Origin of the sequence: Pseudoalteromonas sp. B160, from assembly GCF_037162485.1 — a bacterium.
In the GTDB taxonomy this organism is placed as follows: Bacteria; Pseudomonadota; Gammaproteobacteria; order Enterobacterales; family Alteromonadaceae; genus Pseudoalteromonas; species Pseudoalteromonas rhizosphaerae.
In genome coordinates this window covers 2,642,864-2,663,162 of sequence record NZ_JARLUX010000001.1, presented here as the reverse complement: position 1 = coordinate 2,663,162, position 20,299 = coordinate 2,642,864, and the positions used below count along the sequence as shown (strand labels likewise).

Here is a 20,299-nt window from a genome sequence, read left to right as displayed (position 1 = left end):
TTAAGCTGCAGCTTTATTTAAGTAAGCAATGATATCGTTTGATTCATATAACCAAGTGACTTGGTTATCTTTTTCGATACGTAGACACGGTACTTTTATTTTTCCGCCTTGTTCGAGCAATTCTTGACGATACTGTTCATTACTTTTCGCGTCGCGCGTTTCAACTTTTAACCCTTCGCGTTTAATTGCACGGCGCACTTTTACGCAGAATGGGCAAGCTTTGAATTGATATAGTTTAAATTGTGCAGTGAGTTGATCAAGCTGAGCTTGCTCTCCCGCAGGACGTTTTTTACTACGTGGTGTAAAAACAAAATCAAAAAATAAGATCAAACTACCTAATAACCAACGAACTAATTTCATCAACTGGGCCCTGTTTACAACAATTTAAGGGCACAGATTTTAGCACAAAATATAAAGCTAAAATAGCATCAAAGAACGCGAATCCATCTCCTAAAAGGTAAAGCAATCCACGTTATTTTAAAAATATAAAGCAAAACTCAATACCGCAGTGAAAAGGCCGGCATCAAAGAATAAAAGCTTGAGTCTTGCTGTATTATTAAACTATTCATTTATATCCTCAAGGGATGACTTTAATGTTTTACAATGTAGTAGCTTGATAATCTAAAACAACACCAAATCATCTCGATGGATCACTTCACTACCGCAATCAAAAGCTAGCAACTTTGTAATTTCACTTGAATGACAACCTTTAATAGTATCGGTTTCAGCTTTACTAAAACGTACTAACCCACGGGCCACTAATTGTTGATCACTGGTGACTAAATCAATCAAATCGCCACGTTCAAACTGCCCGCGCACACCGCGTACGCCTTTGGCTAATAAACTAGCGCCTTGTTGCTGTAAAGCATTTACTGCGCCATCATCAATCACTATTTGGCCACTACTTTTAGGTCCAGCTAACAGCCATTTTTTACGGCCATCTCTTGGCGCTGTTAGCTTTACAAAGCGTGTTCCTGGTAACTGTTCGCTCATACAATTAAGGATCACATTTTTACCAGCACCTTTGGCTATAATCACTTCCACCCTGGCTCGACGAGCGATATCAGCGGCTTGCAATTTCGTTGCCATACCACCCGTGCCTAGACTAGTTCCACTGCCACCAGCAAGCTGGCGTAACTCATCATCAATATGTGCCACTTCGTCAATTAATTGCGCATTAACATCAGTACGTGGATCACTGGTAAATAAACCTTCTTGGTCGGTTAGTAATAATAATTTGTCGGCATTAGCTAATATAGCGACCAGTGCTGAGAGGTTGTCGTTATCACCTACTTTAATTTCAGCAGTTGCGACCGCATCATTTTCATTAATGATTGGCACCACGTCATAACTTAATAATGCAGTTAAAGTATCGCGGGCATTGAGGTAGCGTTCTCGGTCATCAACGTCAGCGCGAGTCAGTAGCATTTGCCCTACATTGACGCCATATAAAGCAAATAAGCTTTGCCAAATGTGGATAAGCTGACCTTGACCAATCGCGGCAAGCATCTGTTTATCAATCAAAGAACGACCGCAGGGTTTTAATAGTTGCTCTCGGCCAGCAGCCACCGCGCCACTTGATACCAGCACAACTTGATGACCTTGCTTTTTTAATTCACAACATTGGCGAACTAATTCAACCATGTGTGCTTTGTCGAGTTTATCGGTTCCACCAGTGAGTACACTCGTTCCCAGCTTAACCACTATTACCTGTGCCCTTTGCATGCTTTTTACTACACAAAAATATTGAAGGATTTATTTATACCAGTTATCGATTTTTGAACAAGTTAAAAATATTCAATCACGGTGCTGACGTGCTAGGATCGTGTTTTAATTCACTTTAAAGCGACCTTCATGCCAGCCAGTTTATGTTTAATAATCGCCACCTTTTTATGGGGCAGTTCTTTTATCGCGCTGAAATACGCGATCGCCATTTATGACCCTGCACTGGTGATTTTTTTACGCATGTTAACCACCTTAGTCATGGCATTGTGCTTATGGCGTTACGTTATTCGCTTTAAATATCATCAAGGTGACTGGAAATATCTGGTGGGGATGTCGCTGGCTGAGCCCTGTTTGTATTTTTTATTTGAAGGCCATGCGATGGAATATACTTCAGCTTCTCAAGCGGGAGTTATTGTATCGTGCTTACCGATTATCGTAGCACTTTTAGCGTTTTTTATGCTCAAAGAGTACATTAGTAAGGCCATTGTTATTGGTTTCACTTTTTGTATTGGCGGCAGTATCTTATTAACTTTAATGTCGCCAAGCTCAGAGCAGGCTCCCAATCCATTGCTGGGTAACTTTTTGGAGTTAATGGCAATGGTCTGCGCTGCATTTTATACTATTTCAGTTAAACATTTAGTTGCTCGCTACTCACCATTAACCTTAATTGCACTGCAAGGTTTTAGCGGTAGTCTGTTCTTTGCGCCATTTTTACTGTTTATTGATTTACCCAGTGAAAATCAACACGACCTTGGCGCATTATTAAGTATTTTATATTTAGGCTCTTGCGTCACCTTAGGCGGCTATGGTTTGTATAATTACGCAATTAGTAAGGTGTCGGTGCTCACTGCCGCAGCCTATTCAAATTTAATACCGATTTTCACCCTAATATTATCAGCAATTATCTTGGGAGAAGTGCTTTCTCTTAGCCAATGGCTCAGCATTGGCGTGGTATTTGTAGGTGTAATGATAAGTCAGCGTCATCAAGAATTGGTAGTAGACATAGATAATACCGATGCAGGTGATGGCAATTTATCGGCAGAGACTAATAATCGTAATTCAGTCCCGGAGGCTAAAGAGTCAAACGGATAACAGGTTAATAAATACAAGCCTTTATGCGCTAAAAAATCGTACTGGGACTGATGAATAACCGCAATCCCACGCACTCGATAGCGATCAATTTGGCCATTTTGCGTTTGTAAGCTAAATTGCTCACCTACATTCACTTTTTGTAAGAAAGCAAAGTGAGTGTCATTATGTCCAGCAATTAACACGCCTGCTTGCTCAGAGCCTAGCTCTGCACTAGCTAAAAAGTGACTCGGGGCAAACGCTAAGTTACGGCCACTGGCTCCTGCTAATATTGTTAAGGTTTGCTTTTGGCTTGGCCAATTCAGTTGTGCAGTTACATAACTATCAGCATAGAACCAGGGTTTAACTTGTTGCTCTGGCGTTGTCAGTGCCACTTGCCAAGCCTGCTCTATAAGGTGTTGTGCCAGCCACGCTTTAGCTTGCATATAACTACCATGACCAAGCAACGCCAAGCCAACAATCAACAATATAGCGCCAATCACTGCTTTCATTTTTTCAGTCTCAACACTGCAAATCCAGCCAACAGCATGCAACCGAGTAAAATATGTAGTCTGCTTTGCCCATCAGTTTGTGGCAAACTCATTGCTAGACCCTGAGGTCGTTGATTAGCCACTTGCACATTCTGCTCAGCAACAGTGCTCGATGGTGTCTGTTCAATCGCTACAAAGGCGGTAAACGGACTAAGTAATTGATGTTCAAGCGCTAGACTCTCAACCTGTGCTTTAACCTGCTCTTGCTCGTTATAAAGTAATAATGATTTAATTTTTTGCCGTGCCCACAACCTTGCAATTCCATGGGCCGGTCGCCCTTGTTGTGTATTTAACTTTATCGACAACGGCCCTTGCGCCGTTTGCCCCGCTAAAGTAACGCCGGCATTATTATCAAGCTTTATAGCAACCATCACCGGCTCTGAAAAATACAGGTCGGGTAACGGCGATGGCCAATATTCAAGAGCTTGATTTGCCAAATCACTGCTAAGCGCAAGTTGAGTAATTGCAGGATGAGCTAACTTATCAAATAGTTGCTGCATTTTTGGTTGCACGTCACTACTGCTGCCAATATAAGTAAACGTTCCGCGTCCAACATCTGCAGCTCGACGCATAAAGTAACTATTAGGCGCACTACCGATACCAATCGTAAACAAACGACTATCACCTAGTTGCGCACTAATATGTTTAAACAATGCATCTTCATTACTGACACTGCCATCGGTTAAAAATACCACTTGACGCACATACCCTAGATGCTCACGAGCATCTAGTACACCATCTAATGCCCCTTTAATATCAGTGCCGCCATCAGCTTGTAAATTATATACAAAGCGCTCAGCACGGCGTAAATTAAAATCATTAGCCGGCACAGGTTTATCGCTCATAGGCATAATTTGATCGTCAAAGCCGACAATATTAAAGCTGTCGTTACTATCAAGTAACGATAACGCATAATGAAGTGCACTTTTGGCTTGCTCCATTGACTGTCCGTGCATAGAGCCGGAAGTGTCGACTACAAAAATTATTTCTCTTGCTAGACGCTGAGTCTGCGTAAAATGATCATCCGGCGGCAGCAACATTAATAATCCATAACGTTCACCATTACTGAGCTGCTCAGTAAAAAATGCGGCTTGCGCTTGCTCTTTTTGCAGCGGTTTAAACTCCAGTAAAAAATCACGCTTCACGGCACGTTGTTCATTTAAAGTAACTTGATACTGACCAAATGCCAGATTTTCGGTATTAATACGATGATATTTAGACTGAATATCCACCAGCTCTAGGCCAACATCAATATTAACCGTTAGCTTAAACTCGCCTTGAACCGCGCCTGCATTTTTAGTGGCCATGTAAATCGGTGCTATCCAACCGGTGGCAGCAATACTCGCTGATGATAACTCATTACTCTGCGAGTCAATCATATCCTCTGCTGTTTCATTTAATACCCCATTAATCGGATGGTAACGCGGCGTTATCGTGGTTGGAAATCGTAGTGCAAATGTACCACTGCGATAATCAATCACTTCTTGATATTGCAGCTCTATTTGCACTTCTTCGCCAGGGCCGATGTTTGCCACATTAGTGACAAACATGTTTGCACGCTGCTGGCGCACTAAAGCGGCTTGTTTACCCGCTTGTTGCGCCTGTTGAAAGCGCAGCTCGGCTTGTGCTTTTTTATCAATTTCACCTTTGATCACTCGCTCACCAATGTGCATAGTCATAGCATGCACCGCACTTTCCTCTGGCAGCGGAAAGACATAGCGTGCATTAACAGCAAACGGGTTTTCATTGCGATAATGTTGAGTTACCAAGACATGGTTTATCAATCCGGTGACTGTCATGGTGGCATCACTTTTTAAGATAACGCCAGGCGCTGCCTTTGCACCATTGCTGTCGAACATAGTTAGTTCTGGCGATGTGCTGGCGTTACTCGCACAGCTAACAAACGCGATGAAGGTAAAAGGCTTCCCCGTAACCATAAATGGCTACGGGTCAGCACTTTGCTTGGTTTACTCAACATAAAAATCACTCCCTTGGCGGCTACTTGGCAAAATGGCGATTAGTTACTCGCGGTTTGGTTATACGGCTGCGTGCTTGGACGAGTTGTTAACGTTACACGGCGGTCAAACATGTTTTCTTCATAATTATCGCTATCTGCCACAGTTTGTTGCTCACCAAATGCGGTAGTCGTTAAGCGGGTATGGCTAATACCTTGCTTTATTAAGTAGCTTTGTACATTTGCGACTCGCTGTTTTGAAAGCGCTAAGTTAGCGAGCTCATCACCACGTTGATCGGCAAAGCCATTTAAATCCAGCTGCAAGTCTGGCTGGCTTTGAAGTAAATTCACTAGTTGATCAAGTTGGCTGGCAAAGTGCGGGGCAATCTCACTTGAACCGGTTTTAAATTGAATGGTCATTGCCATTAGGTTGTGCATTTTGGCTAATGCAAGGCGTTCGTTATTACTCTCAAGCTTATCGAGCTGCTCACTCATTTGCGTATTTTGAGCAAGTACATGCTGGTAATCATCGGTTTTATCTTGCAGCACAACTAAAGCTCGTTGTTGCTCGGCAATTTTATCTTCTGCCACTTCTTGCTCGCCAATCAAGCCTCCGGCAAATGCACCAACAAAGGCACCAATTGGGCCGCCAACAATACCGCCAACAATTGCCCCCGTACTTAAACCTATCACCGTTTCTTTATGAGTTTCTTTTGCTTTAACTGCAACTGTGTCAGCGTGGGCTAAGTTAGGTGCTGCAAAAATAGTAGCGACAGTGCAGGCGATAATCATTTTTTTCATGGTGTAATCCTTTTTTGCTTAATTACTTAATAGTTGGCAACTCATGGGTTGGTAGCTGCCCGATTTGGTATAACGCCATTAAAGCAAGCTCAAGTGGCAACAAAGGGGAGCAAAAAAGGCAAACTGCTGAGCAATTGTGGCAAAAAAAGGCAATTGCTTTTTCGCCAGTGCGAAAGCAAAAAAATTAGGTATAGTGCAACTAGAATATAAGAAGGTGCTGTAAATGAAGAAGATTGCAATTATTGAAGACGAACCCGCGATCCGCGAAAATTACATGGAAATGCTCAGCGCGCAGGGTTATCTGGTCAGCGGCTATAGCAACCGTCAAAGTGCAGAGCATGCTTTTAATGACGCACTACCAGACTTAGCGATTGTCGATATTGGTTTAGGTCATGAAATTGATGGCGGTTTCTTACTATGCCAAACTCTGCGTTCGCTTTCTAAAACCTTGCCGATTATTTTTTTAACCGCCCGCGACAGCGAAATAGATACTGTGTGTGGCCTACGCATGGGCGCTGATGACTATCTCACTAAAGATATCAGCATGGCGCATTTGGCGGCTCGTATCGGTGCACTGTTTCGACGTATGGAAGCACTCGAGCAACCCGCTGATCAAAATGCTTTACTCAATCGCGGCCCGCTCACGCTTGATACTAAACGCATGCAAGTATTTTGGCAGCAGCAAATAGTCGATTTAACCGTAACTGAATTTTGGATGCTGCATTCACTGGCACAGCGCCCTGGGCATGTAAAAAGCCGTAACGAACTAATGAGTGATGCAAAGATTTACGTTGATGACAGCACTATCACTTCTCATGTTAAACGTATTCGCAAAAAATTTATCGCTTTAGATACTGACTTTGATTGTATAGATACCGTGTACGGTATGGGTTATCGCTGGGAGCAAGTGTAATGCTGCGTTTTGGTTTGCGCAGTAAATTTATATTGCTGTCGTGTTTTTTATTTTTACTGCCTTGGCTTGGCTATGAATACGTGTGGGAAATGGAAAAATTTCTGCGCCAAGGTCAAGAAAAAACCTTAGTCGGCACTACTCGAGCACTCGCCACGGCCCTGCATGAGCGCCCAGCATTATTTGACTCGCAAACCAATTTTTTAGATCAGGTTATAAAAGGCCGTGATCTCTACGCCTATAACCTTAGTAACCCCATTCAACTTGATGGCAAACTGTCGGACTGGCAGCCTTATCAAAGTCTTTTTGGCATTACGACGAGCGCTATTTACAAACTAATAAACCAGACCATCAGCTTGAGGACTTATCGTTTGAGCATATGGTTGGTAAATATGAAAACTTTTTATATGCAGTATTTAAAGTTACCGATGACTCGGTGGTTTATCGCGCTAAAAACACCCTAAGTTTAACCCGTAATGATCACTTACAGATCATGTTAAAAACCCCACAAGGGGAATTTAAGCACTATATTGTTGCCGCTCGCCAAGATGGCTGGATCAACGCATTTGACGCACAAAGCAAAACCCCAATAACAAAAATTCAAGGCTATTTTGTCAGTACAGAGACTGGCTACAACATAGAGTTGCGGTTTCCGCTAACTATGCTTGGCAATAAGCTCGGCTTTGCGATTGAAGATTGGGATCAAGGCAAGCCTGAGCCACAGACTATGTCGACTTCAAACTTACAAAACCCCAATGATATTGGCTCAGTGCTGGTGCCCTCCCCTGAAATAAATCGTATATTAAAAGGTATGGGTCACAGCGGCAGCCGAATTTGGGTGGTTGATAATCATCACCGCGTGTTAGCACAGTCGGGATCAATTCATCATGCCGACGGCGTTTGGGCTGATGGGCTTAACGACCAGCCAGCAAAAACCTGGTGGCAACGATTTGAGAAAAACTACTTACATCCACTTTACTATAAAGTACTTACCCGCCCTGAAAATGAATTTTTAGATACATTGCACGATGTCGCAGCAATGCAAGGCACACATATAGGTAAAGCACTCAGTGGCACACCAGCATCGTCTTGGCGACTCACTCCAGATAACAAAGCGGTTATTTTATCAGCCGCATATCCTATTTGGATCCAAGATAAGGTCATTGGTGCTGTAGTGGCCGAAGAGACTACCAATGGTGTTCGCACATTACGCAACAAATCGTTAGAGAAACTATTTAATGTGATTTTAGCAGTGATGCTAATAGGCACAGTAACGTTATTCTTTTTTGCATCAAGGATATCCAGTCGTATTCGTCGCTTAAGAGATACCGCAGAGCAAGCCATTGATGCTCAAGGGCGAGTAACTGGCACTATTAATTACAGCGATTCAAACGATGAAATTGGCGATTTATCTCGCAGTTTTGCAAATATTGTAAGTCGCTTAGGTGGTTACACTAACTATTTAGAAACCATGTCGTCACGATTATCTCACGAACTCAGAACACCCGTTGCGGTCGTACGTAGTTCCCTTGAAAACTTACAAATGCAGCCACAAAGTGAGCTGAGCCAAAAATACCTTGATCGTGCCAGTGAAGGGGTCGAGCGTTTAGGTAAAATAATCACCACCATGAGCGAAGCAACTCGCCTTGAGCAAAGTATTCAAAGCGCTGAAGCTGAACCATTTGATTTGCGAAATGTGATCAATGGTTGTATGCAAGGCTACCAGCTAACCTATGCAAAGCAACAATTTAGCCTTAATATTTGTCCGCAACCATTACTACTTAGCGGCGCGCCTGAGTTTATTGCTCAGTTGCTAGATAAACTAATCAATAATGCCTTAGAGTTTAGTGTTGAAGATAGCGCTATAAGTGTCAGCCTTGATCAACATGATAATGAAGCCCTGTTATGTGTCAGTAATCTAGGTCCACTTTTACCCGAGGGATTAACAGAGCATATTTTTGATTCAATGGTGTCGGTACGTAGTCAACAACTGCAGCAGCAACCACACTTGGGTTTAGGGCTTTATATAGTACGTTTGGTATGTGAATACCATAAAGGCACAGTTAGCGCGGCTAATAATCAACAAGCTGATGGTGTGACTTTTACCGTTCGACTGCCTATTAATAATAATTAAGGATTACATTTATACACATTTTGTACGGTTAATGTTCACTTACAATTCAGTCGCGCAGACATATGCTTACTACTTAACTAAGTTGATAAGATAGGAGGCAATATGCAAGCGATACTGAAACGTGAAGAAATTGATTTTATTTTTGATTTATACAGCTATGAAGATAGTGATGAGTTAAACAGTAGCGAACCTAACTCTGATACTGAAAAACATGACATAACACAATCAAAAGTAATTTATCAGCCTAGTTGTTTGACCTAAAAGCGGTTTGCTCATTACAATGGCGCACCTTGTAAAAGTACTGCCTAATAATGAAAACTCATTCTGCTAAAAAAGAACTTATTTTATTACCGATCTTACTAATTGTTATTTTACTGTGTATTGCTGGGCATTTTTTACTACAAGCCAGCTTCCAAGATAGCAATGTTACCGAGTATATGCTTGCTGCGTTACCTTTTGCTATGTTTGGCTTAGTGATTATCGCTTTTAAAATTGCCAGTAACAGTGAAGACAAAGAGCGTGCAGAACAAAGTGATAACGGCTAACGCTTGCACTACACACTCTCTTGATTATTTATAATATATGGTAACCAAACCAATCGGGCTTAATCGCTTGAGATTGCTCGCTCGGGGTTAGCTTGATATGTAATTGACTGTCGAGCAAGTCAATTGCAAAGCAATCATCTACATCATGTAAGTCATCTTTATGAATATGACTTAAACCAGCTAGTAAATCCTCTTTTGCTCTTTGTTTAGCTTCGTCGCTACTACTTGCTACATATAACGCAAAGTCATGCTGCTCAGCTAAGCTATCAGCACGATACGCTCCTAAATTTACAAAGTATAACTGCTGCGATTGGGCCACGGGTTCATCAACCACGGTTACTGCAAAGCCATCAATGTGATTTACCGCCATATAGCTGTCCATGTGCACGCTACTTTTATCACCGACCCACTGCGCTTTTAATTTTGAGTAAGTTTGTTCAATCGATTCCCCAACAACAAAACGAACATCATGCATTTCAATATGGCAGCCCTGAATACGCCCACCTAAATACACCATAAATAACTGCATTTTCTCTCCTAACAAATAGTATCAACGTCAATGTTGTGTTTTTTGATCAACTTATAAAAATCTGAGCGATTACGCTTAGCTAGTTTTGCCCCTTCAGCCACGTTACCGCCAGCCATCTTTAAAGCATTAATCACATAATCACGCTCAAATTCTTTTTTAGCATCGTTAAGTGAAAGCGGCTCAACATTGTTGGTATTACTATTAAGCGCACTTTCAACCAGCTGTGCTGATATTACTTCACCTGGGGTAAGTGCGACAACCTGCTCTACTACATTTTGTAACTGGCGAATATTACCCGGCCAATCGTGACGTACTAATGCATGCATCGCATCATTGGCGAAACGCTTTTCTTTTTGATCCATACGTTTAGCAATGGTAGCGCTAAAATACTGTGCTAATAAACTAACGTCTTCTCTGCGCTCACACAGTGGTGGCAATTTAAGATTCACAACATTTAAGCGATAGTATAAATCTTCGCGAAATTGCTGATTAGCAATCGCATCAGGCAAGTTTTTATGAGTTGCTGATACAATCCGCACATCAATTGGAATTTCTTCTTCAAAGCCCACAGGGCGAATAGTTTTTTCTTGTAATACGCGCAGTAACTTAACTTGTAAATTAAGTGGCATATCACCGATTTCATCTAAAAATAAAGTACCGCCTTGCGCTTGCTGAAATAGCCCTTGGTGGTCTTTAATCGCGCCCGTAAAAGCCCCTTTTTTGTGACCGAATAGTTCTGATTCGAGTAATTCACCCGGTACCGCACCACAGTTTATTGCGACAAACGGACCTTCACTAACATGGCTATGTTGATGAATAGCATTAGCTAGTAACTCTTTACCTGTACCACTGGCCCCCGAGATCAGCACATTGACCTGAGTCGGACCTAGTAATTTAACTTGCTCAAGTAAATGCAGCATAGCACCACTGCGGGTCACTATATTGCTGTTTGATGCGCTTTCATCGGCACTGAGACCATGAATTTCAATCGCTTTTGCTAAACTATCAAATAACTCATCTTTATCTACCGGTTTAGTAATAAAGGCAAAAATACCTTGCTTCGTCGCTTCAACAGCATCAGGAATAGACCCATGAGCTGTCATCATCAACACTGGCAGCGCTGGGTAGCGATTTTGTAACTGACGGTGTAATGCCATACCATCCATTTCATCCATGCGTAAGTCTGTAACCACAGCATCAAACACATTATTTTTTAATAACTGTAGCGCAGCGATACCGCTTTCGCAGGTAGTCACTTTATAGCCTTTAGATTCTATGCGAATAGCCAATAGTTTTAATAAACTTGCATCATCATCGACCAGTAAAATTCGCGCGCCTTGGTTTTGCTCTGTTGACATAATTACTGCTCCTTAGTTTCTTCGCGTAGTAATAGTTGCTGCTCGATGGCTGCCAGTGATGACAGGGTTTCTTGCATTTTATTATTCAGCGCTTGCTGCTGTTTTTTAGCGTTGATCTGCTGTTTTATTTGTTGTTTTTGCAGCCATAAATACTGTTTTATATCATCTGGCCAATAATAAGCTTGATCCAGTTTTAGCAGCTGCGTTAATACTTTTTCCGGTGCTAATACATTATTTTTGCAACTAAAATCAAAATAATTCTGAAGCTCTTTAGCACCAATATAAACCGTTTTACTCGCTGCCACTTGAAAACCACCGCACGACTTTGCATGCCAACCAATGACCGTTTCGGCAGGTGCATACATAGGATCGGTTTTCGGCCTAGGTTTCGGATTTGGTAAACTATCCCCTTGTGGTGTAGTCACCTTACCCGCTTGTTCAGCTTCAGGGTTGCTTTTATTTACTGGCTGCTCAGTTAACTCACACCCTGCGAGCCCTAAGGTTGTAATGCAAACCACTAAAATGGCATTTAAACGCACGCCCATGCTAATTAACTCCTTGGTTTTTATTGGTTGGAGGGATGATTGGGATTTGAATTATAAAACGACAGCCTTGTGGCTCATTATGCTCAACGTGTAAAGTACCCATCAATTGCTCAACAGACTCTTTTACAATGGTAAGCCCTAAGCCACTACCTTGAGCGGTTATATCTTTAGCATTCTTACCTTGATAAAAGGCACTGAATATATGTGATTTCTCTTGCTCTTTAATACCGGTGCCTTGATCGCTAACGCTCATAGTCAAAGTACGACCAGCTAATGACAGAGCAATATTGACCGCCTGTCCTGCTGGTGAAAACTTTAAGCCATTAGAGATCAACTGAATTAAGATCATTTCAACAAGCTCTGCAACAATTTCCAGTGGTTGCTCGGGTAACTCACAATGCCAACATAAGCTTTGCTTACGCGCCACTAAACGATGTTCAAAATGGCTGTTTATCTTGGTTATTAATTGCGAGAATTCCAGCTCACTTAAGTCTTCTTTGCTGCTGCGAATCGCATTGTAACTAAGTAAACTATCGATCATAGCGCGCAAACGCACCATGCTCTGGGTAATTAACGCCAACACCGCTTGCTGCTCTTTGTTAATTGGCCCAACGATTTCATCGGCGAGTAAGTCAGTACCCTCAACCATTGACGCTAATGGAGTTTTCAATTCATGGGTAACATGGCGTAAAAAAGTATCTTTTTGTTGCTCTAATTGATGCAACTGCTCTTGCACCCATTGTAATTTATTTCCTAGTTCAACCAACTCAGCAGAGCCTTGTACAGCTATTTTTTGTTGCCAATGACCTTGCCCAAGCTTATCAATAACCGACGTTAATCCTTTTAAGCGACCACTTATACGCCATAAAAAACCACCACCTACTAGTAAAGTTAATGGGATAAGTGCTATTAACCAATTGATAAATGAGCTTTGCAAAGCTTTTAACTGTTGCTGATTTTTAGTTATTTGCAGCTCATTTTGATCTCTTAGCCACACCGTTTGACGCGCAATTAATTCACTCACAGGAATAAACAATTGCGCATCTTGTTGTCCTTCAGTAACGAGTTGAGTATGCGCTAATTGCAATACCTGTGCGAGTTGCTGCCATTGCTTAATATACTCCCCGTAGAACTTATAAAAGTTAGTTCATCAATGCTTTGTAGTGATGATTGCCACTTATCAACAATCAATTCATCGAGTGATTCGCTTTTCAGCACCCAGTTTTGTCGCGTTGCGCGCTCTAAGCTATTGAGGTCTTGCTTAAGGTTATTAAATGACTTGGTAATTTGATAATTTTCACTGACGATTTGCTGAGTTACTGCTAGCTGTTTATTCAGCGCATTTAAAAATACAATCACTACCAGTGATAATGGCAGCAGCGATAACAAAGTACTAAACAAAAACTGGCCTATTAAATTGGGTCGCCAACTAAGTAATGCACTGTACTTTTTAGCGAATGAGGCCACTATCGCCACTCCTTTAGTTAAAAGTCTGATTATGGAAGGTGTTACTTATACACTAGCTGAATCAATAAGAATAATGAATAAGGCGAACTGTGTAGCGCTATATAAAGCGACTGACGCTAAATTGAAACAACTTAACCAACTGTTTTTTAAAAACTTAATGAATACCCGTTAAAAGTTGTTGCAAAAAAGACACACTGCTCGGTCATTTTTTCCCACTTATTATCATGCCAAAAAATTAAACCACTGATATTTATACAATAAAAAAATTGGCATCGTTCTTGTAATATCCGTATCAACGACTGTTTATAAGGAAATAATATGAAAATATTAACACCGCTGTGCTTATGCACCAGCCTACTGCTTAGCTTTAACAGCTTTGCCATTGATGTCGAGGCCACCTTCGCAGAACTTGATAAAGACAGTAATGGCACATTGAGTGAAGCAGAAGCATCTGAAGATGCGGTATTACACGAAAGTTTTGAGCAAATTGACAAAGATCAAAATGGTCAAATTTCATTTGCTGAGTTTAAACAATTTTTGCAATAAATTTCCCAAAGGAAACACTGCTATGAAACAACTTATCGCCGCTTTTTCACTGATGTTTTTAGTCATTAGCGCCACTGTTTTAGCATCACAATTAAATGTTAAGTTTGCGCAATTAGATACCGACTCTGACGGACAAATTTCATTACTTGAAGCCAAGCAAAACAACACGCTATTAAAGCAGTTTACTGATCTTGATGATAATAACGACGAGCAATTATCTGAGCAAGAGTTCGCAAAGTTTAAATTTTAAAAGGCTTTAAAGTATTTGCCATAATCCCGGAGGGAATGTGTAAACGGATTTAATGTTGGGATTTAAATTATGGCAAATGCTTTATTCTTTTTGTTGGTAGGATGTAAATAATGAAAATCATATTAATAATATTAAGTGTGTCGCTAGCCACTAGTTTTAGCGCAATGGCACTGGATGTAAAACAACGTTTTGATCATTTAGATAGCAATAAAGATGGCTATTTAACGCATAATGAGCTTGAACCACAACCACAATTGTTGAGTAACTTTAAACGTTGGGACAAAAACCAAGACAATAAAATTTCCCTATCTGAATTTAAGCGTTTTTTAACTAATAATCTAGATTAACGAGTTTCCCCAATGAAATTTTGTACACAACTGGGACTAAGTTTGTTATTTGTCAGTAGCTGTTGCAGTTTTGCAACAACTGATAATATAGCAGAACAATTCAAAAACTTAGACCGCGATAACGACGGTCTTATCACGCGTTCAGAGTCAGCAAAAGATCCTGCCCTGTGGTCTCGTTTTAAAAACTATGACCGCGATAAAGATGGTAGATTATCACTGTCTGAATTTACTCTATATGCAAATAAATGAATAGCTAATTCATCAGCATAGTTGAAATGCACAACGATAAATAATTTATTATATTTAATTTGCAGACTCAGTATTCTCTGTTACTGTTTAACTAACAAAAGCAGAAAAAGAATTCTAACAATGAAATGCTTACTCGCCTGTTTAATCACTTTATCTTTACCTGTGCTAGCTGATACCACGGTGATCTACAATGCTAATGGTTACACTCCAACTTACAGTGGCCAATTACAGCAATTTTCTACACTGGTTATTAAAGATGGCAAAGTAGTAAAAGTAGGAGACGATAAACTAAAAGCGAGTTTCCCTAATGCTGCAGTATTTGATGCCGAGCAACAAACCTTATTACCTGGTTTAATTGACGCCCACGGTCATGTGATTGGACTTGGTAATAATTTAGCGCAACTCGATTTACGTGGCAGTACGTCGATTGCAGAAATACAAAAAAGCTTGCTGTATTTGCTAAAAATAACCAGGGCTGGATTATTGGCCGCGGTTGGAATCAAGAACTGTGGCCTAATAAGCAATTTCCTACTGCTGCTGACTTAGATAAAGTTGTCAAAGATGTTCCGGTGGTGCTTTCTCGTGTCGATAGCCACGCGATTTGGGTTAATAGCAAAGCGATGGAGTTAGCCAAATTAACACCCACAGTACAGTCACCAGCAGGTGGTGAAATTATTCGCAACCAAGCAGGTCAACCTAGCGGTATTTTTGTCGATAAGGCCGAAAGTTTAATTACTGCACATATTCCTACGCCATCTGATCAAGACGTAAATAATGCCTTAAATCAAGCTGGTCAACATCTGCTCAGCTTAGGTATAACCTCAACCCACGATGCTGGGATTGATAAACAAACATGGCAAGTTTACAAGCAAAGAGCTGAACAAGGCACCTTACCGCTGCGCATTGTTGCAATGCTAAGTGCAACAGATCCGTCCCTTGAAGATATGCTCAGAGCCGGTCGCTATAAAGATCTTAACGATTTCATGTCTATTCGTAGTGTAAAAATATATGCTGATGGTGCGTTAGGAAGCCGTGGCGCCGCACTACTGGCCGATTATGCAGATAGAAAGAATCACCAAGGTTTAATGCTCGAAACTCAACAAAAATTAGAACAGCTGTACACATTGAGCTTTAACCATGGTTTTAGCGCCAATACCCATGCCATCGGTGATAAAGCAAATCATATTGTGTTAGATGCCTATCAAAATGTATTTAAAAAAACCGGCGGGATTTTACTACGTAACCGTATAGAGCACGCACAGATAGTTGATCCAGCAGATATTCCTCGCTTCAAAGCACTTAAAATCATTCCATCAATGCAACCGGTGCATGCAACTTCTGATATGCATATGGCAGAGCAGCGCCTTAGCGATACACAATTACAAGGTGCATATGCATGGCAAACGTTTTTAAAGCAAGGCTCAGTAGTAGCTGCAGGCTCAGATTATCCAGTTGAACTGGCCAACCCCTTTGACGGTTTGTATTCAGCAATTACTCGCCAAGATCACAATCAATTACCCGCTAATGGCTGGCGAGTCACTGAAGCACTGAGCAGAGAAGATGCACTCAGAGCATTCACGTTAGGTGCTGCGTATGCCGCACATCAAGAATTTAAATTAGGTAGTTTAGAGCAAGGAAAGTGGGCTGACTTTATTTTAATCGACAAAGACTATTTTAAAGTGCCAGTACAAGAAATTTTTACCATTGTCGTAAATCAAACATGGATTGGCGGTGAATTACGCTACCAAAAAGCGCAAATTGATAACCAGAGTAAGGCGCAATAAACCACGCTATTATTGCGGTTTTTGTTGTTGACGTTTGAGCTTAATTAAATGATAAATATTTACGAAGGTTAGCAAACCATTAGTGATAGCCACAGGCCATGCAGCAATCGCAATACCGTAGGCTGTGAAAGCAATACAACCGGCAAGGTTAAACCAACGAAGTTTGCTCACATCACTCATAGTTAAAGAGGCAATAAGTAAAGCTGAGGCAAAATACCCCAAATATTCCCAACTCATTTGTTCTCTCCGGTACTTTAGGTTAGCATTGCAAATGTTGTAGTTTAGGCAAAGTTATTCCACAATATAGCAATAGTATAAAAAAGCTAACTTACTAAAAACCCAAAGCTGCTAAAAGCACACTTTAATAATCATTACACGGGATATCAGGTATTAAGCTTAATTAACCGAGTTAACTAAGCTAGTAAGTTAGCGTAAATTCTTAGAATCTTAATGCTAACGTCATTAAGATGTAATAAATAGGACAATTGTCCGAAGGGCATTGTTGATGTTTCAATATCATTTTTCTAGTTATCTCGTCGACCAGCTACTAACCTTTGCTGGCAGCCGTTATCAACAATCTAAAAAAGAAGTACTGATCCACCAAGATCAACCTCTTACAAAATTAGTGTTAGTCAGAAGCGGCACCGTATCGTTTAGTTATGATGTCGGTAATGGCCGCCGCTTACTGCTGGGCCAACTTGATTGCAACAACACCTTAATTGGTGAAATTGAAGCGCTAAACAATAACCCCTGCATTTATACAGTTACCTGCTTCAGTGACGTTAGCTACAACCTAATAGAACTAAAGCACTGGCGTGCCCTGTTACTTGAAAAGCCAGAGCTGAGTTTATACACAGCACAAACTATTGCCGCTAAGTTTCAAGAAAACCAAAAAATTAATTTAGATAAACTATTGTTGCCATTGGGTTACAATATCGCCAAAGACTGTTTATTACGTGCCGAAAATAATAACCCAACCCTGCTGCGCGCATACCCAACGGTAAATGCTGAAGCTGAGCGTTTTGCCACCACAGAGCGAGCCTATCGCCGCGTAGTATCGGAACTGGTAGAAAGAGGTTTAGTTGCACGCTCAAATGATGGACTCAAAGCGGTTGATTTAGATAAACTTAGCGATTACGTGGATAGTTTTTCGCAGCTATAGTTGCTAATTTAAGTAATTTAGCATTACTGCAATATCTTCTGATTATAAAAGATAAAAAGGCCTAGGGGCGATTAACTCTTTGTTACTTACATGGATGTAAGTAAGGGGCGTGAGCAGGACGCGGAAGCTTTGCTCGATTTTTACTTAGCCCACTAGGTTACAAATCTCGCGCCGCGATTAAATCGCCCCTAGATTGAACAAATTTCAATCCACAAAGGTCAACAGACCCTAATTAAGGCCTTTTTTATTTTTACTCGATAGATTTATTTTGCTAATAAAATATCGTGTATTTTTACTAAATCTGTCTTACCAGCGATGATCTCATCAGGTGTTAAACCCGATAGTTCATGCGGGAATACTAACCACTCTTCTGATTCATGAATGTAGTAGTCAGGTTTCATATCAACTTTAGAATTTTTTGGTTTGTAATACGGGCATGCAATGCGGATATCTTTAGGTAAGTTTAAACGCATCAATTCCGAAAGCTTTTCTTTCAGTGCAAAAATACTACGCCCTGAGTCAAATACATCATCAACAATCAATAACGAGTCACCTGCGTTAGCATTTTCAATAATGTAGTGTAGGCCATGTACTTTAATTTCTTTAGATTGCTTATTAATACCGTAATACGATGAAGTTCGCACCGCGATATGATCTGTCTCTATGCCCTTATAATCATAATACTCTTGCACTGCAATCCCAATTGGGGCACCCCCACGCCAAATACCAATAATAAAATCAGGACGAAAACCATCTTGGTATACTTGCGCCGCAACGCGAAATGAATCTTCAAGCAATTGTTGCGCTGTGATGTAGCACTTATCTGACATAATTAGAATTCCCAGTGTGAGTTGATCATTCAAGTATAGTTTATGAATACGACTTAAATAAAAGCAGCGCTTTTAATATAAGAAATATAACTTCAAACCTTAATCACTTGAAATGCAAAAGTGGAGCGAGATTTTAGCGCAAATAAACTAAAAAAGCTTGTTTCTGTTTGTAATTACATTTTTATAGCCAACAAAAAAGCGCCTAAAACGGCGCTTTTTTAAACATATTTAAGATTACGCTTTTTCTAGTAAAGTACGTGCAACCGTGCGCATCCCGACTGTTGTCGCGCCCGCAGCCCATTGACTCGTGCTACCCATATTAAACGCTGCCGCTAAATCCATATGCACCCAGCCTTTGCCGTCGTTTGGTACAAAACGTGACAAGAAACCAGCAGCATTTGATGCGCCACCATAACCACCGCCTTTTTGGGCACGGCTGTTAGCTGTATCAGCGTATGGTGAGGGACAGTTTTGTTGATGCCACTTTTCAAGTGGAAGTGGCCACGCGCCTTCCATTTCTTGCCCAGCAAAGCCTTCAACTTCACGTACAAACTCTTTATCAAGTCCAAATAAGGCATTGTACTCTTGACCAACAGCAACTAGCGCAGCGCCTGTTAGTGTCGCCGCATCAATAATTAAAGGTGCACCGGTTTCAGCTGCAGCCATTAAGCCATCAGCAAGTACTAAGCGTCCTTCAGCGTCAGTGTTAACAATCTCAACTGTCGTGCCGTTTTTATAGGTAAGGATATCACCCAGCTTATATGCATGGCCTGAAATAAGGTTCTCAGCACAGCATAAAAACAGTTTAATTCGTTTATTAATACCGCGACTAATAGCCAATGCCAAACCTGCGGTAACCGTTGCAGCACCGCCCATGTCGCACTTCATACCTAACATACCTTCGCTGGCTTTAATTGAATAACCGCCAGAGTCAAAAGTAATCCCCTTACCAACAAGCGCTGCATCTACAGGCGCATTTTCATCGCCAGTTGGATTGTAATCAAGTGCAAGTAATACAGGCGGGCGCTCACTACCGCGACCAACAGCATGGATACCAATCCACTGCTGCTCAAGTAGCGCATCACCTTTGATGATTTGATAGCTCACGTGTTCAGGAGCTAGTGATTGAATAAATTCAGCAGCTTTACCAGCTAAACTTTCAGGGAAGATATCATCCGCCGTGCCATTGATCATTTCACGCGCCCAAGTAGCAGAACGAAGTAATGAAGCAAGCTCTTGGCTATCTGTTTTAGCATTTTCAGCAAATTCAACACCGTGTAATGACTTAGGCGATACAAACCCTTGATAAAAAGCCCACTGTGTTTCTGTACACCAGCAATCACCAGCTAGCACGACATTTTTAACGCCTTGATTGGCAATACTGCGCGCGGCTTTTTGTACATTTACTAATGTTTCTTGTTCAGATAAATGAACCGTTGCACCGTGCTCATTAAAAGATAACGTGGCGGTTTCGCCCCAATGCGATGCAGCACCCTGCTCGCTTAATTGAACAACAAATTTTTCAGACATGTTAGAATACTCTT

20 protein-coding genes and 3 pseudogenes are annotated in these 20,299 nt (G+C 41.1%); 11 read left to right on the top strand and 12 right to left on the bottom strand.

Annotated features, from left to right (window positions below):
* Together P4S61_RS12350 and proB are read right to left on the bottom strand one after the other, a co-directional pair.
* Complete coding sequence (locus tag P4S61_RS12350; protein WP_145235432.1) at positions 1 to 360, bottom strand: glutaredoxin family protein; 360 nt, start codon at positions 358 to 360, stop codon at positions 1 to 3.
* 261 nt (positions 361 to 621) lie between these two features.
* Positions 622 to 1,725, bottom strand: coding sequence for a glutamate 5-kinase (proB, locus tag P4S61_RS12345; protein WP_337118340.1), 1,104 nt, complete (start codon positions 1,723 to 1,725; stop codon positions 622 to 624).
* Positions 1,726 to 1,854: 129 nt separating this feature from the next.
* On the opposite strand from proB, the gene P4S61_RS12340 reads away from it, so the two are divergent.
* Complete coding sequence (locus P4S61_RS12340) at positions 1,855 to 2,817, top strand: DMT family transporter (RefSeq protein WP_145235428.1); 963 nt, start codon at positions 1,855 to 1,857, stop codon at positions 2,815 to 2,817.
* Here the strand turns inward: P4S61_RS12340 and P4S61_RS12335 are convergent.
* The 3 genes from P4S61_RS12335 to pdsO form a co-directional block, all read right to left on the bottom strand.
* Entirely contained in the window at positions 2,709 to 3,305 is a 597-nt protein-coding gene (locus tag P4S61_RS12335) for a class GN sortase (RefSeq protein WP_145235426.1), read from the bottom strand. The two genes, P4S61_RS12340 and P4S61_RS12335, sit on opposite strands and share 109 nt — an antisense overlap.
* Positions 3,302 to 5,281: a marine proteobacterial sortase target protein gene (locus P4S61_RS12330; RefSeq protein WP_442961562.1), complete on the bottom strand. Its 1,980-nt coding sequence runs from the start codon at positions 5,279 to 5,281 to the stop codon at positions 3,302 to 3,304. The genes P4S61_RS12335 and P4S61_RS12330 overlap by 4 nt, the downstream gene beginning before the upstream one ends.
* Positions 5,282 to 5,361: 80 nt before the next feature.
* Positions 5,362 to 6,099: a sortase-associated OmpA-like protein PdsO gene (gene pdsO, locus P4S61_RS12325; RefSeq protein ID WP_145235421.1), complete on the bottom strand. Its 738-nt coding sequence runs from the start codon at positions 6,097 to 6,099 to the stop codon at positions 5,362 to 5,364.
* 223 nt (positions 6,100 to 6,322) lie between these two features.
* Here pdsO and pdsR point away from each other — a divergent pair, with 223 nt between their 5' ends.
* The 4 genes and pseudogenes from pdsR to P4S61_RS12305 all read left to right on the top strand — a co-directional run bounded on the left by pdsR (position 6,323) and on the right by P4S61_RS12305 (position 9,688).
* A complete protein-coding gene (pdsR, locus tag P4S61_RS12320) occupies positions 6,323 to 7,012 on the top strand; it encodes a proteobacterial dedicated sortase system response regulator (RefSeq protein WP_145235419.1) in 690 nt (229 codons plus the stop codon).
* Positions 7,012 to 9,143: pseudogene (pdsS, locus tag P4S61_RS12315) on the top strand (proteobacterial dedicated sortase system histidine kinase). The gene pdsR and the pseudogene pdsS overlap by 1 nt, the downstream one beginning before the upstream one ends.
* 102 nt (positions 9,144 to 9,245) lie before the next feature.
* Positions 9,246 to 9,404: a hypothetical protein gene (locus P4S61_RS12310; protein ID WP_179959192.1), complete on the top strand. Its 159-nt coding sequence runs from the start codon at positions 9,246 to 9,248 to the stop codon at positions 9,402 to 9,404.
* A gap of 50 nt (positions 9,405 to 9,454) precedes the next feature.
* The gene (locus P4S61_RS12305; RefSeq protein ID WP_145235415.1) at positions 9,455 to 9,688 is read left to right on the top strand and encodes a hypothetical protein; all 234 of its coding nucleotides are present in this window, start codon (positions 9,455 to 9,457) and stop codon (positions 9,686 to 9,688) included.
* Between the two features lie 28 nt (positions 9,689 to 9,716).
* On the opposite strand, the gene P4S61_RS12300 is transcribed toward P4S61_RS12305, so the two are convergent.
* From P4S61_RS12300 to P4S61_RS12285, 4 genes and pseudogenes are all read right to left on the bottom strand, one after another.
* Positions 9,717 to 10,217, bottom strand: coding sequence for a DUF1543 domain-containing protein (locus P4S61_RS12300; protein ID WP_145235413.1), 501 nt, complete (start codon positions 10,215 to 10,217; stop codon positions 9,717 to 9,719).
* A gap of 8 nt (positions 10,218 to 10,225) precedes the next feature.
* Positions 10,226 to 11,575, bottom strand: coding sequence for a sigma 54-interacting transcriptional regulator (locus P4S61_RS12295; RefSeq protein ID WP_182758178.1), 1,350 nt, complete (start codon positions 11,573 to 11,575; stop codon positions 10,226 to 10,228).
* Between the two features lie 2 nt (positions 11,576 to 11,577).
* On the bottom strand, positions 11,578 to 12,120 hold the full coding sequence (locus tag P4S61_RS12290) for a hypothetical protein (protein ID WP_145235408.1): 543 nt from the start codon (positions 12,118 to 12,120) through the stop codon (positions 11,578 to 11,580).
* Between the two features lies 1 nt (position 12,121).
* Positions 12,122 to 13,590 (bottom strand): annotated as a pseudogene (locus P4S61_RS12285) (sensor histidine kinase).
* 315 nt (positions 13,591 to 13,905) lie between these two features.
* Here P4S61_RS12285 and P4S61_RS12280 point away from each other — a divergent pair.
* The 5 genes and pseudogenes from P4S61_RS12280 (at position 13,906) to P4S61_RS12260 (ending at position 16,763) form a co-directional block, all read left to right on the top strand.
* On the top strand, positions 13,906 to 14,133 hold the full coding sequence (locus P4S61_RS12280; RefSeq protein WP_182758179.1) for an EF-hand domain-containing protein: 228 nt from the start codon (positions 13,906 to 13,908) through the stop codon (positions 14,131 to 14,133).
* Positions 14,134 to 14,155: 22 nt separating this feature from the next.
* Complete coding sequence (locus P4S61_RS12275; protein WP_145235404.1) at positions 14,156 to 14,383, top strand: hypothetical protein; 228 nt, start codon at positions 14,156 to 14,158, stop codon at positions 14,381 to 14,383.
* Between the two features lie 110 nt (positions 14,384 to 14,493).
* Positions 14,494 to 14,730: an EF-hand domain-containing protein gene (locus tag P4S61_RS12270; protein ID WP_145235402.1), complete on the top strand. Its 237-nt coding sequence runs from the start codon at positions 14,494 to 14,496 to the stop codon at positions 14,728 to 14,730.
* A 12-nt stretch (positions 14,731 to 14,742) separates the two neighbouring features.
* On the top strand, positions 14,743 to 14,979 hold the full coding sequence (locus tag P4S61_RS12265) for an EF-hand domain-containing protein (RefSeq protein ID WP_145235400.1): 237 nt from the start codon (positions 14,743 to 14,745) through the stop codon (positions 14,977 to 14,979).
* A 120-nt stretch (positions 14,980 to 15,099) separates the two neighbouring features.
* A pseudogene (locus P4S61_RS12260) lies at positions 15,100 to 16,763 on the top strand (amidohydrolase).
* Positions 16,764 to 16,772: 9 nt separating this feature from the next.
* Here P4S61_RS12260 and P4S61_RS12255 read toward each other — a convergent pair.
* Entirely contained in the window at positions 16,773 to 17,000 is a 228-nt protein-coding gene (locus P4S61_RS12255; RefSeq protein WP_145235395.1) for a YgjV family protein, read from the bottom strand.
* Between the two features lie 268 nt (positions 17,001 to 17,268).
* Between P4S61_RS12255 and P4S61_RS12250 the strand changes: the two genes are divergently transcribed.
* Complete coding sequence (locus tag P4S61_RS12250; protein WP_145235393.1) at positions 17,269 to 17,925, top strand: Crp/Fnr family transcriptional regulator; 657 nt, start codon at positions 17,269 to 17,271, stop codon at positions 17,923 to 17,925.
* Positions 17,926 to 18,188: 263 nt separating this feature from the next.
* On the opposite strand, the gene P4S61_RS12245 is transcribed toward P4S61_RS12250, so the two are convergent.
* Complete coding sequence (locus tag P4S61_RS12245; RefSeq protein WP_145235390.1) at positions 18,189 to 18,755, bottom strand: phosphoribosyltransferase; 567 nt, start codon at positions 18,753 to 18,755, stop codon at positions 18,189 to 18,191.
* A gap of 234 nt (positions 18,756 to 18,989) precedes the next feature.
* On the bottom strand, positions 18,990 to 20,285 hold the full coding sequence (pepB, locus tag P4S61_RS12240) for an aminopeptidase PepB (RefSeq protein WP_145235388.1): 1,296 nt from the start codon (positions 20,283 to 20,285) through the stop codon (positions 18,990 to 18,992).
* Positions 20,286 to 20,299 lie beyond the last annotated feature (14 nt).